Annotated in this window: 13 protein-coding genes; 6 read left to right on the top strand and 7 right to left on the bottom strand. The window is 69.2% G+C overall.

All coding sequences use genetic code 11. The annotated features are described in order from the left end of the window. Positions 1-54: 54 nt before the first annotated feature. A complete protein-coding gene (locus M3M28_RS10530; protein ID WP_249386420.1) occupies positions 55-1,536 on the bottom strand; it encodes an aminotransferase class I/II-fold pyridoxal phosphate-dependent enzyme in 1,482 nt (493 codons plus the stop codon). A 105-nt stretch (positions 1,537-1,641) separates the two neighbouring features. Between M3M28_RS10530 and M3M28_RS10525 the strand changes: the two genes are divergently transcribed. From M3M28_RS10525 to M3M28_RS10500, 6 genes are all read left to right on the top strand, one after another. Beyond that, positions 1,642-2,619, top strand: a complete 978-nt coding sequence (locus tag M3M28_RS10525) for a LysR family transcriptional regulator (protein WP_249386419.1) — start codon at positions 1,642-1,644, stop codon at positions 2,617-2,619. Between the two features lie 45 nt (positions 2,620-2,664). Beyond that, positions 2,665-3,888, top strand: a complete 1,224-nt coding sequence (locus M3M28_RS10520) for a M24 family metallopeptidase (protein ID WP_249386418.1) — start codon at positions 2,665-2,667, stop codon at positions 3,886-3,888. Next, positions 3,885-5,111: a M20 family metallopeptidase gene (locus tag M3M28_RS10515; protein ID WP_249386417.1), complete on the top strand. Its 1,227-nt coding sequence runs from the start codon at positions 3,885-3,887 to the stop codon at positions 5,109-5,111. Before M3M28_RS10520 ends, M3M28_RS10515 begins: the two co-directional genes overlap by 4 nt. Before the next feature lie 106 nt (positions 5,112-5,217). Beyond that, positions 5,218-6,648, top strand: coding sequence for an MFS transporter (locus M3M28_RS10510; RefSeq protein ID WP_249386416.1), 1,431 nt, complete (start codon positions 5,218-5,220; stop codon positions 6,646-6,648). 82 nt (positions 6,649-6,730) lie between these two features. Beyond that, positions 6,731-8,104: a D-alanyl-D-alanine carboxypeptidase gene (locus M3M28_RS10505; protein ID WP_249386415.1), complete on the top strand. Its 1,374-nt coding sequence runs from the start codon at positions 6,731-6,733 to the stop codon at positions 8,102-8,104. Positions 8,105-8,156: 52 nt separating this feature from the next. Continuing rightward, positions 8,157-8,738 carry an isochorismatase family protein gene (locus M3M28_RS10500; protein WP_249386414.1) on the top strand — a complete coding sequence of 194 codons (582 nt, stop codon included), beginning with the start codon at positions 8,157-8,159 and terminating at the stop codon, positions 8,736-8,738. 3 nt (positions 8,739-8,741) lie between these two features. Here M3M28_RS10500 and M3M28_RS10495 read toward each other — a convergent pair whose 3' ends face one another. The 6 genes from M3M28_RS10495 to M3M28_RS10470 all read right to left on the bottom strand — a co-directional run bounded on the left by M3M28_RS10495 (position 8,742) and on the right by M3M28_RS10470 (position 14,484). Continuing rightward, entirely contained in the window at positions 8,742-10,670 is a 1,929-nt protein-coding gene (locus tag M3M28_RS10495) for an ABC transporter ATP-binding protein (RefSeq protein ID WP_249386413.1), read from the bottom strand. A 9-nt stretch (positions 10,671-10,679) separates the two neighbouring features. Next, a complete protein-coding gene (locus tag M3M28_RS10490) occupies positions 10,680-11,039 on the bottom strand; it encodes a hypothetical protein (protein WP_249386412.1) in 360 nt (119 codons plus the stop codon). Between the two features lie 55 nt (positions 11,040-11,094). Then, positions 11,095-11,718, bottom strand: a complete 624-nt coding sequence (ribA, locus tag M3M28_RS10485) for a GTP cyclohydrolase II (protein WP_431193845.1) — start codon at positions 11,716-11,718, stop codon at positions 11,095-11,097. Then, positions 11,715-12,509, bottom strand: coding sequence for a polyprenol monophosphomannose synthase (locus tag M3M28_RS10480; protein ID WP_249386411.1), 795 nt, complete (start codon positions 12,507-12,509; stop codon positions 11,715-11,717). The genes ribA and M3M28_RS10480 overlap by 4 nt, the downstream gene beginning before the upstream one ends. Before the next feature lie 31 nt (positions 12,510-12,540). Beyond that, positions 12,541-13,566, bottom strand: coding sequence for a tryptophan--tRNA ligase (gene trpS / locus M3M28_RS10475; RefSeq protein WP_249386410.1), 1,026 nt, complete (start codon positions 13,564-13,566; stop codon positions 12,541-12,543). 78 nt (positions 13,567-13,644) lie between these two features. After that, positions 13,645-14,484, bottom strand: coding sequence for an exodeoxyribonuclease III (locus M3M28_RS10470; RefSeq protein WP_249386409.1), 840 nt, complete (start codon positions 14,482-14,484; stop codon positions 13,645-13,647). Positions 14,485-14,489 lie beyond the last annotated feature (5 nt).

Here is a 14,489-nt window from a genome sequence, read left to right as displayed (position 1 = left end):
AGGGCCCGGTCGGCGCAACCCGCCGCCGGGCCCTGTCGTGGCGTTCGAACGCCGCTACTTGACGACGCGGAAGGTCGCGGCGGCCGGATCGACCGCGCCGCGCACGTAGCCCATCGGAGCGGCGGCGACGGCTTGCAGGTAGTCGACGATCTCCTCGGTGATCGTCTCACCGGGCGTGAGGTTCGGGACACCGGGCGGGTAGGCCGCGAGCGAGTCGCTCGAGACGCGACCCACCGCATCCTTCGCGAGCACGACCTCGCTCGGCGCGAAGAACGCGTCGCGCAGCGACATTGCGCGGGGGCCCGGATCGACGACGCGGGCGGCAATCGCGTTGCTCGGCATCTCGGGCAGTGCGTCGATCGCGCGCATGAAGCGGTCAACATTCGCGGTGCGGGCGGCGCCAAGCACGAACACCACGGCCCCGTCGGTCGCGAGCTCGGGCACCACACGCTGCTCGTAGGCGAGGTGCTGGTACGTCTCGAAGCCACCGATGTTGCCCGAGCGGGTGTCAATGACGAGCTTGAACGGGTCGATCGCGATCGTGTCCTCGGCCGCGAGCTGCTGCTCGCGCGCCTCGGTGAAGCGGCCGTGCTCGGCGAGGCGCACGCGCAGTTCCTCGGCCGACTCGAGGCCGCGGTTGAACGCGGTGCTCGCCTCGGTAGCGAGGAACCGACGGGTTTCATCGAGCGCCGCCATGAGCAGCGCGCTCGAGCTCGTCGAGGTGACGACCTTCGAGACGCGGTCGACCGCGGCGCCCAGCGCGGCCGCGTGCGGGCCCTGCCCGAGCAGCAGCATCGCCGACTGCGTGAGGCTTCCCGCGAGTTTGTGCGTGCTCGAGACGACGAGGTCGGCACCGAGGCGAATCGCGTTCGTCGGCAGCTCGGAGTGGAAGCCGAAGTGCGAGCCCCACGCCTCGTCGACGATGAGCGGCTTGCCCGCGTCGTGGGCGACCTTCGCAATCGCGGCAATGTCGGCGACGGCGCCCGAGTAGCTCGGGCTTACGACGAAGACGGCCGCGGCATCCGGATGCTCGGTGAGGGCCTCGGAGACCTGCTGCGGCGTGACGCCGCGCGCGAGGCTGAGGCGGAGGTCCATCGACGCCCGCATGAAGACCGGCTCGACGTTCGCGAGCATCATGCCGTCGATCGTCGACGAGTGGCAGCTGCGCTGCACGATGAGCTTGTCACCGAGCGTGCCGAGCGCGAGCATCGCGATCTGGTTGCCGGCCGAGGCACCGTTGGTGAGGAACCATGCGCGGCTCGCGCCCCACGCATCTGCCGCGAGCGTAAGCGCGCGCTGCATCGTGTCGGGCGCGTCGCCGAGGGGAATCTGCGGGTCGGCGAGCGGAAACTCGGTGAGGATCATCGGGAAGTCGAGGGCGACGGCCTTCTCGCCGAAGACGCGGGTGAGATGCGTCGAACCCTCCGCGTCGGCGCCGTGGCCGGGCACGAAGTAGCGTTCGAGCTGCAATGACGCCAAGACCTGCAGCTGTTCGGAATAGGGGGCCGCGTACTGGGAGTCGTTCAAGGCAGTCATAAGCAGATTTTTGCCCCACCTGTCGGTTTGGCACAAGCGCAGAAGTGTCGAGATCCCTCGATACTGACTATGGTGGCTACGGCTGCTCAGCCCTAGGCTGCTTGTATGTTCGACCTCCGCCAGCTCGCCGTGCTCGACGCGATTGCCCGCACCGGCTCGCTCGCCGCCGCGGCCCGCGACCTCCATTACGGCCAGCCGACGATCAGTCACCACCTGCGCGCCCTCGAGCGACACCTCGACTCCGAGCTCGTCGTCTCGAGCGCCACGGGCACGACGCTCACGGCGGCGGGCGAGCTCATGCTCGAGCACGCCCGCGCCGTGCTCACCCGCCTGCGCGTCGCCGCGCGCGACGTCGCCGAGCTCGGCCAATCGGGCGGCCCCGTGCTGCGCATGGGCACCTTCGAGTCGGCCGGCGCACGACTGCTGCCGCAGGTGCTCGCGAAGCTCGGCACGGGCCGCACGGTGCAGGTGGAACTGGTCGAGGGCGAACCGCTCGGGCTGCAGGAACAACTGCTCGACGGCTCGCTGCACTGCGCCCTGCTCTACGACCTCGACGGCGACACCTCGGTGACCGACGCCGCCCTGCGCCAGCGCACTCTTGAGCGTGAACCCTTCCGCATCATGCTCGGCGCCGACCACCCGCTTGCCGAGCGGGAGGTGATCGACCTCGCCGACCTCGCCGAGGCCGACTGGATCCGCTCGCGCAGCGTGCTCGAGGCCTCCGAACGCGCGCTGCTCACCGCCGCGGGCGCGGCTGGCTTCGTGCCGAACACCCTCCTGCAGAGCGAGGACTACTCGCTCGTGCACGCCTTCGTCGCCGCGGGCGTCGGCGTCGGCCTCATCGTCGAGTCGGCCGTTGACACCCGCTACCGGGTCGTCGCACGGCCGACGGTGCAAGACCTCGGGATGCGTCGTGTGCGCTTCGTCGCGACGGCCACCCCCGAGCCGGGTCGCGCCGCCGCCCTCGCGCGCCTCGAGGAACTGCTGATCGAGGCGGCTGAGGTGAATCCCGCAGCATCCATGGGGTCAATGACGACGTTCGTCGACGAGCGTGGCAGTATTGCCAACACATCACCGTCGTAACGACGCGAAGCCGCAAGCCAGCGCCGTGCCGTCGAAGGGAAACGAATGTCGCAGCAGCACGTTGGGCCGAGCATCGGCGCCCCGTTCAGCGAAACGGAGTTCATCGCGCGACGCGACAGCGTGCGGCAGCGGATGCGTGCCGGCGGCTTTGACGCCCTGCTCGTCGCCGACCCCGCGAACCTCTACTACCTCACGGGCTACAACGCGTGGTCGTTCTACATGCCCCAGGTGCTGTTCCTGCCGCTCGACGGCGAGCCGCTGCTCATCATGCGCGAAATGGATGCGAACGGCGCCCACCGCACCGCGACCACCTTCCCGCCCGAGCAGATTCTGGGTTACCCCGAGTCGCTCATCCACCAGCCCGACCGCCACCCTGGCGACTGGATCGCGCAGGCCTTGCTCGACCGCGTCGGTGCCGAGCCACGCCGGGTCGGGTATGAGGGCGAGGCGCACTTTTTCACGGTGCGCACCTTCCTCTCGCTGCAGGCGCACCTGCCCGGCTGGCAACTCGACGACAGTCAGGACCTCGTCGGCTGGGTGCGGCTCGTGAAGTCGCCCGCCGAGATCGAGCTCATGCGCATCGCCGGTCGGGTCGCCACCTCGGCGATGACGGCGGGCCTCGAGGCGCTGGTGCCGGGCCGGCCGCAGAACGAGGTCGCCGCGGCGATCCAGGCCGCGCAGGCGCAGGGCATCGAGGATGCGGCGGGCGACTACCCGGCGATCGTGCCGCTCATGATGGTGGGCGCGGCGGCCGACACACCCCACCTCACCTGGAGCCACGACCCGCTCCCGGCCGAAACCGGCGTCGCCCTCGAAATGACGGGCGCCCACCGCCGCTACCACGCGCCGATCGCGCGTACCGCCTACCTCGGCACCCCGAGCGCCGAGCTGCGTCGACTCGCCGACGCGACGACCGACGGGCTTGAGGCCGCGCTCGCGGCGGTGCGCCCGGGCGTCACGGCCCACGACGTGAGCGAGGCATTCACGAAGGTGATCTCGGCCGCGGGCTACGAGAAGGCCTCGCGCCTCGGCTACTCGATCGGCATCGGCTACCCGCCCGACTGGGGCGAGCGCACCGTGAGCCTGCGCCGCAACGACCCGACTGTGCTCGTCGAGAACATGACCTTCCACGTCATCGCTGGCATGTGGATGCAGGGCTACGGCTTTGAAACCTCCGAGGCGATTCGCGTCACGGCCGACGGCGTCGAGATTTTCGCCGACGTGCCCCGCAACCTCGTGCTGCGGCCGAGCGCGGGCGGTGCGGCATGAGTATTTCCGACGCGGAGCAGGCGGTCATCGACCGGCTCGACCCCGACGCGATCGCCGAGCTCACGGCCGAGCTCGTCCGCGTCGGCGGCGAGAACCCCGGCGGCACCGAGGAAGCGACGGCGACCCGCCTCGCCTTCGCGCTGCGTGCGCTCGGCGCCGAGGTGACGCTGCAGACGGTCGAGCCCGGCCGCCCGAACCTCATCGCGCGGATGGGCGACCACCGCCTCGGCGACGGCATTCTCTTTCTCGGCCACAGCGACGTCGTGCCGGCGGGGGAGGGCTGGACCCGCGACTCGTACGCGTGCCTCCGCGAGGGCGACGCGCTCTACGGCCGCGGCACGACCGACATGAAGGGCGGTCTCGCGGCCGTCGTCTCGGCCATGGCGGCGGTCAACGCCGAGCTGCCGCACCTGCCGATGACGCTCGTCGTGACCGTCGATGAGGAGCTCGGGGCGAAGGGCGTGCTCCACTACATCGAGCACGAACCCGTCGGCAGCTACCGCGCCTGCATCGTCGCCGAGCCAACGAACCTCGTGACGATCACCGCCTGCCGCGGCGCGATGAACGTCCGCGTCAGCCTCGAGGGCGCGAGCGCGCACGCCGGCAAGCCCGACGAGGGCGCGAACGCGATCATCGCAGTCACCGAGGTGATCGCCGCGGTCGAGGCCGACGACGCGGCGCTGCGCCGCCAACCGCACCCCGTGCTCGGCAGCGGCACCTGGTCGGTCGGCACCATCGAGGGTGGCCACGGCACGTCGATCGTCGCCGACCGCTGCACGCTCACGATCGACCGCCGCATTCTGCCCGACGAGCAGCCGGATGCTATCCTCAACAACCTGCTTGCGGACGCCCGCTGCAGGATCCGTGACCGAGCTCGTGTCGGCACCGACCGCATCCGCGTGAGCGGCGAGGTCGAGATGGTGATGCCTGGGTTCGAAACGGAGCCGGAATCTGAACTCGTGAACGCCGCGGTGCACGCGGTGCGCGACGCCGGAGGCGACGGCTCGGTGGGCGTGTGGACCGCAGCGTGCGAGGGCGGATTCCTGCACCGTCATCACGGCGTGGACTGCCTCGTGTTTGGCCCTGGAGACCTCACGACGCAGGCGCACCAACCCGACGAACACGTGTTCGTCTCCGATCTGCATCTCGCAGCCCGTGCCTACGCACTGATGGCCGTGCGTGCCGCCCTCGCGGGCCGGAACCCGGCGCAGACCCCCAACTGATCGACCCGCCTTCGAGCAAGAAAGGATCGCCCCACCGACACCCGAGCGCGCACGAGGCGCGCACCTTGGCCGCAGTATTCGCGGCCATGCGCAGAGAGGAAATCCGATGACTGCGACCCCACCCCCGTACGACGAACTCCCACCCATCACCAAAGAGATCGACCTCACGCCAATCCAAAAGAAGCTGGCGCGCAAGTCGGTGGCCGGTTCCGCCCTCGGTAACGCGATCGAGTGGTTTGACTACGGCATCTACGGCTACCTCGTCACGTACATTGCGGCCCACTTCTTCACCTTCGGTGACGACTCGGGCGCGTGGCCCACGATTTTCGCCTTCCTCACCTTCGCGGTGTCGTTCCTGGTGCGGCCGCTCGGCGGCATCATTCTTGGCCCGCTCGGTGACCGCGTCGGCCGCCAGAAGGTGCTCGTGCTGACGATCATCCTCATCTCGCTTGCGACCGCGGCCATCGGCATCCTGCCCACCTACGAGCAGGTCGGCTTCCTCGCCCCCGTGCTCCTGGTGCTGCTGCGTATGCTGCAGGGCTTCTCGGCCGGTGGTGAATACGCCGGCGCCGCCGTGTTCATGTCGGAGCATGCGCCCGACAACCGCCGCGGTGCTTACGGCTCGTTCCTCGAATTCGGCACGCTGCTCGGTGCGAGCTGCGCGGCGATCCTCTGCACCACCCTCACCGCCGTCGTCGGCGAAGAAGGCATGCTCGACTTCTGGTGGCGCGTGCCGTTCTTCATCACGCTCGCGCTCGGCGTCGTCGCGCTCTGGCTGCGGTCGAGCCTGCAGGAGTCGGAGACGTTCAAGCAGGATTCGAAGCACACCGATGAGAACGAGTCGGCGCTGAAGGCCCTCGGCAACCTGTTCAAGCACTACCCGAAGCAGGTGTTCAAGCTCTTCGGCTTCGTGATCCTCATCAACGTCGCGTTCTACATCGTGCTCACCTACATGCCGAGTTACATGGCGACGACGCTGGGGCAAGACCCGGTCGCGTCGAACTGGACGCTCGTTGCGATTCAGGTGGTCATGATGGCGGTGATCGTGCCATTCGGCGCGCTGAGCGACCGAATAGGGCGTAAGCCGCTGCTGATTACGGCGAGCCTCGGGTTCATCGTGCTTTCGGTGCCCGCGGTCATGCTGCTGCAGATCGAGGCCGTGTGGTCGCACCTGCTCGGCCTCGGCATCCTCGGCATCTGCCTCGTCATGGTGATCTCGACGATCTCCTCGACCCTGCCGGCGCTGTTCCCGACCGCGGTGCGCTACTCGGGCTTCGCGATTGGCTACAACATCTCGACCGCCCTGTTCGGTGGCACTGCCGGTGCCGCGAACACCTGGCTCGTCGAGGTCACGGGCAGCCCGCTCGTGCCCGGCTTCTACCTCGCCGTCGCGGGCCTCATCGGCCTCATCTCGGTGCTCACGTTCAACGAGACCGCGGGTCGATCGCTCCGCGGCAACGTGATCCCCGGCAGCGACGACGAGAAGCGCGTCGCGCGCGGCGAAAAGCTCGTCGGCAAGATCAACACCCCCGCCTAAGGGCGGGCAGCAACGGCCGGGCAGCAGACGCTGCCCGGCCGTTGCCATGCCCAAGTAGGCTAGGGCGGTCGAAAGGAGCGGCGTGAGCACGCAGCAGACGGATGCGCCCGGGCGACGGCGGGCGCCGTGGCTGGTGGCGCTGCTCGCAATTGCCCTCGTCGCCGGGCTTGCGCTCGGCGCCGGCGTCGCGCGCGCGGGCCTGCTGCCCGAGGCGGCCGCCCCCACGCCGACGCCGACCGAGGTGGTCGTGCCGCATCCGACCGTGACGACCGACTCGTCGACGCCGCGCACCTGCTCGATCGCCGACGACGTCACCTCGGCCGACGCCCTCGACTTCCACGGCATCGTCGAGCGCGCCGACACCGGCGAGGTGCTCTTCGCGCGGCAGGAGAACGAGGCGACCCCGACCGCATCCGTCATGAAGCTCGTCACCGCCGTCACTGCGCTGACGACGCTCGGCGCCGACACCCGCCTGCCCACCACCGTCTACCCCGGCACCGAGGCGGGCAGCGTCGTCATCGTCGGTGGCGGCGACCCGACGCTGAGGTCGCAGACCACGAGCTACTACGCCTCGGCCACGGCGTCGATCTCCGAACTCGCTGACGCGGTGACCGAGGCTGGCGGCGCCACCACCGTCGGTTACGACGACTCGCTGTTCACGGGCGACACCTGGCAGTCGAGTTGGAACGACGCCGACCGCATTGACGGCTCGACCTCGGCGATCTCGGCGCTCATGATCGACGCGGGCCGCGCCGACCCGACGACCGAGTACTCGCCTCGCACGCTGACGCCGTCGGAGGACGCGGCCGACGCCTTCGCCAACGCGCTCGGCGCCGACGTCGACGACTCGATCACCATCGAGCCTGACAGCGAGCCGATCGCCGAGGTCTGGTCGCCGACGATCGAGCAGCTCGTCGAGACGATGCTGCTCGACAGCGACAACGTGATTGCCGAGGTGCTCGCGCGCCTTGTGGCGATCGAGCTCGGCGCGGGTAGTGACTTCGACGCGGTGGATGCGGGGCAGCAGCTCGCGCTCGACGCGCTCGACGTGTCGACGGCCGGCTTCGTCGGCGCGGACGGCTCGGGCCTCTCGCGCGACAACCGCGGCAGCGCCGCGACAATCGTCGGCCTGCTCGAGCTCATCGACGCGGGCGAGCACGACCTCGGCGTGCTCCGCGATTACCTGCCGCAGAACATGCAGTCGGGCACGCTCGAGACGCGGCTCGACGGGGTGCCCGACGGCGCGGTGCAGGCGAAGACGGGGTACACCGATCAGGTGTACGCGCTCGCGGGCTTCATGGTGCTGCCCGACGGCACGCAGCTCACCTTCGCGATTCTCGCCGCGGTGCCCGATCCCGACAGCGACGCGACGACGACGAGCCTCGCGAACCGCAATGCCCTCGATGCCGCCGCGACGGCGATCTACGACTGCGGCGTCGAGCTCACGAACCGGTAACGCGCGCCCGAAAAGCGGTGACTCGCCAGCCGCGGCTCGATACCCTGGGCATATGACGCGCGGACTTCTCATCGTCGATGTGCAGAACGATTTCACCGAGGGTGGTGCGCTCGCCTGCAGCGGCGGCGGCCAGGTGGCCCGAGACATCTCGGAGCACCTGCGGCGCTTCGGTGACGACTACGCGTGCGTCGTCGCCTCGCGCGACTGGCACAACGCCGACGGCGACAACGGCGGGCACTTCGCCGCGACCCCCGACTTCGTCGACTCGTGGCCGGTGCACTGCGTCGCCGGCACCGAGGGTGCCGAGTTCCACCCCGACCTCGACACCTCGGCGCTCACCGCCGAGGTGCGCAAGGGCCAGGGCAAGCCCGACTACTCGGCGTTCCAGGGCGTCGACGAGCAGCATCGCCTGCTGCTCGAGGTACTCCGCGACGCCGAGGTGCACGAGCTCGACGTCGTCGGCATCGCGACCGACCACTGCGTGCGCGCCTCGGCGCTCGCCGCGCTGAGCCTCGGATTCAAGGTGCGGGTGCTGAGCGACCTCTGCGCGGGCGTCGCCCCCGAGTCCTCGGCAGCCGCCCTCGACGAACTCGAAGAGGCCGGCGCCGAGATCGAGTACGTCGGCGTCGCGTAGCCGCTACGCGAGCAACTGGTATTCGGCGAGCCGGCGGTAGAGCGGCGTCGTCTCGAGCAGTTGCTCGTGCGTGCCGCGGCCGATGATGCGGCCGCCGTCGAGCACGAGAATTTCGTCGGCGTCGGCGACCGTCGAGAGCCGGTGCGCGATCATGAGCATCGAGCGGCCCTCCGAGACGGTGTCGAGCGCGCCGCGCATGAGCGCCTCGTTCTCGCCGTCGAGGGCCGAGGTTGACTCGTCGAGCAGCAGCACCGGCGGGGCAGAAAGCAGCGTGCGCGCGATCGCGAGGCGCTGCTGCTCGCCGCCCGACAGGCGCACGCCTGACTCGCCGACCTGCGCATCCAGGCCCGCGGGGGAGCGGTCGACGACGTCGCCGAGGTTCACCTGGCGCAGCACGGCGACGCACTCGTCATCGCTCGCGCCGGGGTTACCGAGCAACAGGTTGTCGCGGATCGTGCCGGCGAGAGTCGGCGAATTCTGTTGCACGTAACCGAGCTGGCCGCGCAGCTGCGAGCGCTCGATCGCGCGGAGGTCGACGCCGCCGAGCGAGATGACGCCCGCGGTGGGGTCGTAGAAGCGCTCGATCAGCGCGAGCGAGGTCGACTTGCCGGCACCCGAGGGGCCGACGAGCGCGACCTTGTGGCCGCGCGGCACCGTGAACGACACCTCGTCGAGCACGAGCGGGGATTCGACCTGTGTCGACTCGTCGATCTGGAGCAGCTTGTCGGCGTCCTTCTGCGCCGCACGGCCGCGGGCGGTGACGAAGCCGTCGAAGCGGGCGGATGCGTCGGCTCGCGCCTGCGCGGCCCGCACAACAAGCTCCGGGTAGCGGAACGACACGTTCGCGAACTCGATCGCGGGCGCGGCGGGCTCGGCCTCGACGTTCGCGGGCCCGCGCAGCGTCACCACGGCGCCGAACGTGCGGTCGCTGGCCTCCTCGTCGGGCAGGTTCACGATCTCCTCGATGCGGCCGAGTGCTCCGAGCGCCGAGGCGACGGCCGAGATGGCGCCGAAGAACTGCGTGAGCGGCGCGATCATGAGGAACAAGAACATGATGAACGAGATGAGCGAGGCGACCGTGAGGCTGCCCGAGGCGACGCGGGCGCCGCCGACGCCGAGCACGAGCACGAGCGAGAGCTGCAGGGCGAGGAACGACACCGGCACCATGACGGCCGAGATCGCGGCGATGTCGAGCCCGCGGCGGTAGGCGCCCTCCGCATCCTCGATCACCTTGCGCTCCTCGCGCGCGGTGGCGTTTGCGGCGCGCAGCGTGCGCATCGCCGAGATGGCCCGCTCGGTCGAGGAGCTAAGCTCGCCGACCTTGGCCTGGGCGGCGGCGGATGCGCGCATCACGCGCCCGCCGAGCGCCACGACGACGACGGCCGAGACCGCGACGCAGGCGAACGTAATGAGGAACAGCACCCAGTCGAGGATGAGCATCGCGACAATCGCGCCGACGAAGGTGAGCACGCCGCCGATCGCCTCGATGAGGCCCTGCGTGAGCACGGCTCGCAGCAGCGTCGTGTCGCTGCCGACACGTGAGACGAGGTCACCGGTGCGGCGGGCGTCGAACTCCGAGATCGGCAGGCGCAGGATCTTGCGAATAAGGTTGCGGCGCGCGTTGAGCACGATCGTCTCGCCGGTACGTTGCAGCAGGAAGTGCTGCATGCCCGAGAGCAGCGCGGCGAGAATCACCACCGCCACGAGCAGCCACGCGATCCACCACTGCATCGCGCCCTGCTCGACCTGTTGAATGAGCAGGCCCATGAGCAGCGGCTGCGCGAGCGAAAAGACGGCGCCGACGAGCGAAATGACGATGATGAGCGCGAGCATGCGCTTGTCGGCGAAGAGGTACGGCCACAGCTGCCGCAGCGTTGCGCGCGGCGCCGAAGAGTCGGTGCCGCGCGCGAAGGGGGATCGAGAGGTGCTCACGGGTGGGGCTTAGTGCCAGAGCACCGCGATGGCGATGTTCGCGAAGGTGAGCGTGCCGGCGGCCCACATGACGCCCGAGGGCACCGGGTTCTTCTTGCGGTTGACCATGAGCAGCACCATGATCGCGACGAGGAAGAGCAACTTCACCGTGAGCTTGATGCGGATGTCCATGGTCACGTCGTAGAGCGCCTCGTTGAGGCCGAACATGATGAGACCGGTGAGCAGCGCGAGCCACCCCGAGTGCACCATGCCCGCGGGGATCGTCGCCTCGCCCTTGCCGATGGCCTTGATCTGCAGGAACCACCCGCCGAAGAGCCCCGCAACGCCCACGATGTGGAACACGAGCAGGATGTCCTTGAGAATTTCCATGGCTCTATTCTACGAGTTGTCGAGCTGTTGGCCACCGGCGCTGGCTCGGGGGTGATTAGGCGTCTTGCTCGTCCTCGGTGGGCACGTCGAGGTGGAGGAGGTGGCCCATCCGCTCGGCCTTCGTACGGAGGTAGCCGTCGTTGACGGCGTTGCGACCGACCTCGAGCGGCACGCGCTCGGCGACCTCGATGCCGTGCTCGGTGAGCGCGGCCTGCTTGAGCGGATTGTTCGTGAGCAGCCGCACCTGCGTGATGCCGAGGTCGCGCAGAATCGCGGCGGCGGCCGAGTAGTCGCGGGCGTCGGCGGGCAGGCCGAGCGCGAGGTTCGCGTCGACGGTGTCGAGGCCCTCCTCCTGCAGGTGATAGGCACGGAGCTTGTTGACGAGACCGATGCCGCGGCCCTCCTGGCCCCGCAGGTAGAGCACGACGCCGCCGTGCTCAGCCACCACATCCATCGCCGTGCGCAGCTGCGGGCCGCACTCGCACTTCAGCGAGCCGAAAGCTTCGCCCGTGAGGCACTCGGAGTGCAGGCGCACGAGCGGCACGTGGTCGCCCGGCACGTCGCCGATGAGCGCGAGATGGTCATCGCCCGTTTCGACGTCGTGATAGGCCCGAACGCGGAACGTGCCGTGCTCGGTCGGGAGGTGCGTCTCGACCTCGAAGCGAACCTCGTCGCTCACCTGCGGGTCACCAGCTGCTCGGCGCCACGTGCGCGGTACCCGATGCCCCAGGCCGCGACCCGCCAGATCGCCTCGAGGATGATGTTGCTCGACATCTTCGAAGCGCCGTGAATGCGTTCGACGAAGGTGATCGGCACCTCGACGACGGGCAGGCCCTTGCGCTCGTACATCCAGGCCATCTCGATCTGGAAGCAGTAGCCGGCGGCGCCGATGTTGCTCAGGTCGAAGGTCTTCAGCGTCGACGCGCGATAGCCGCGGAAACCGGCGGTGATGTCGTTGATGCGCGACTTGAGCCAGATCTTGCAGTAGAGCGCTGCGCCCCGCGACAGCAGCTGGCGAGAGAGCGGCCAGTTCTCGGTGGCGCCGCCCGGTACCCAGCGCGAGCCGATCGCGAGCTCGGCTCCAGCATCCAGCTTGTCGATGAGCTCGGGCAGCTTCGCCGCCGGGTGCGAGCCGTCGGCGTCGAACTCGAAGAGGTACTCGTAGCCGCGCGCCTGACCCCAGTCGAAGCCCTGCAGGTAGGCCGTCGCGAGGCCCTGCTTGCCGGTGCGATGCAGCACGTGCACGCGAGCGTCGCTCGCCGCCATCTGGTCGGCGATCTCGCCGGTGCCGTCGGGCGAACCGTCGTCGACGATGAGCAGGTCGATGCGGGGCGAGGCGCCAAGCACGCGCTCGGCGATCTCGGCGATGTTCTCGCGCTCGTTATAGGTGGGAATCACCACGAGCACGTCGCCCCGCGCGGTCGTCGCCTCGGGCAAGGCGTGACGCGGGCCATCGGATTGGGATGCCATGGGCAAGTTGTCCTTCGTCGTTCGGCGCGGCCTAGAGGCCGGCTCGCGTCGGGAAACCGATGCGCTCGTGTACGAGGTCGAGCGTCGCCGCGGCGCGCTCGCGTGCGCGGTCGGAGCCAGAGCGCAGGAGGCGCGTGAGCTCGCCCCGGTCGTCGAGCAGCTCGGCGGTGCGGGTGCGGATGGGCGTGAACGTCGCGTCGACGACCTCGGCGAGGCCCTTCTTCAGATCACCGTAGCCGCGGCCCGCGTACTCGTTCGCGACATCGTCGAGCTCGCGGCCCGAAAGCACCGCGAAGATCGTGAGCAGGTTCGAGACCCCCGGCTTCGTCTCGGGGTCGTAGCGAATCTCGCCGTCGGCGTCGGTGACCGCGCGCATGACTTTCTTTGTCGTCACCTTCGCGTCGTCGAGGATCGACAGCAGACCGGCCTCGCTCGGCGCCGACTTCGACATCTTCGCCGTCGGGTCCTGCAGGTCGTAGACCTTCGCGTTCGCCTTCGGGATGAAGCCTTCGGGCATCGTGAACGTCTCGCCGAAGCGCGAGTTGAAGCGCTCGGCGAGGTTGCGGGTGAGCTCGATGTGTTGCTTCTGGTCGACACCGACCGGCACCTGCTGCGTCTGGTAGAGCAGGATGTCGGCGGCCATGAGCACGGGGTAGGTGAACAGGCCGACCGTGGTCTTGTCGCTGCCGTAGCGCTGCGACTTGTCCTTGAACTGCGTCATGCGGCTCGCCTCGCCGAAGCCAGTCATGCAGCCGAGGATCCACGCGAGCTGCGCGTGCTCGGGCACGTCGGACTGCACGTAGAGGATCGACTTCTCGGGATCGATACCGGCGGCGATGTACTGCGCCGCGGTCGAGAGCGTGCGGGTGCGTAGCTGCTCCGGGTCGATGCCCGAGGTGATCGCGTGCTGGTTCACCACGCAGAAGATCGCGTCGTACTCGTTCTGCAGCTTCACCCAGTTCGTGAGGGCGCCGACGTAATTCCCCAGGTGAAGTGAATCGGCGGACGGCTGCATGCCGGAGTAGAGCACGGGCTGCGGAGGGGCAGACGGAGTCATGAAGTTCTTGGTCCTTTCGAGCACATCTGGCGATCGGCACCTCGCGCGGAGCGTGCCAGTTGCGCGAACGCGAGTGCGCTAGATGGCGTAGTCGACGACGACGGGTGCGTGATCCGACCACCTCTGATCGTAGGCGGCCGCACGGTCCACCGCGTAATTCTCGACCGTCGCCGCCAGTTTCGGCGTCGCGGCCTGGTAGTCGATGCGCCAGCCCGAGTCGTTATCGAAGGCCTGGCCGCGGTTCGACCACCACGTGTACGGGCCGGGCACCTCACCCGCGAAGACGCGGCCGACGTCGACGTAGCCGATGCCCGCGCCGACTGAGCCGTCGACGCCCGTGACCTCGGCGTCGGTCTCGCCGAACATCCGCGACAGGTACCCGCGCTCGCGGGGGAGGAATCCGGCGCGCTTCACGTTGCCCTTCCAATTCTTAATGTCGAGCTCAGTGTGGCCGATGTTGAAGTCGCCCGTGACGACGACGAAGTCGCGCTCGGCGGCCAGCTCGCGCATCCGCTCGGCCTGGGCGTCGAGGAAGCCCCACTTCGCCTCCTGCTTCGGGGTGTCGACCTCGCCGGAGTGTGTGTAGCAGCTCACGACGGTGACGACGTGCTCGCCGTGCTGCACATCGACCTCGAGCCAGCGGCCGGCCGAGTCGACCGTGTCGTCGCCGAGCGTGCGGCGCACCTCGACGGGAGCGTTGCGGGTGAGCACGGCGACGCCGGCGCGACCCTTCTGGTTGCTCTCGTCGAGGGTGACGTGCCACTCGGCGGGAATGAGCGGCTGGGCCTGCTCGATCGTGGCGCGCACCTCCTGCATGGTGATGATGTCGGGCGTGCGTTCGGTGACCCAGTCGGCCAAGCCCTTACGGGCGGCGGCGCGGATTCCGTTCACGTTGACCGTTGCGATGCGAAGCGACATGCCGG

Source organism: Gulosibacter sediminis (assembly GCF_023370115.1).
Classification (GTDB): domain Bacteria; phylum Actinomycetota; class Actinomycetes; order Actinomycetales; family Microbacteriaceae; genus Gulosibacter; species Gulosibacter sediminis_A.
This window is presented reverse-complemented; position numbering and strand designations above follow the sequence as displayed.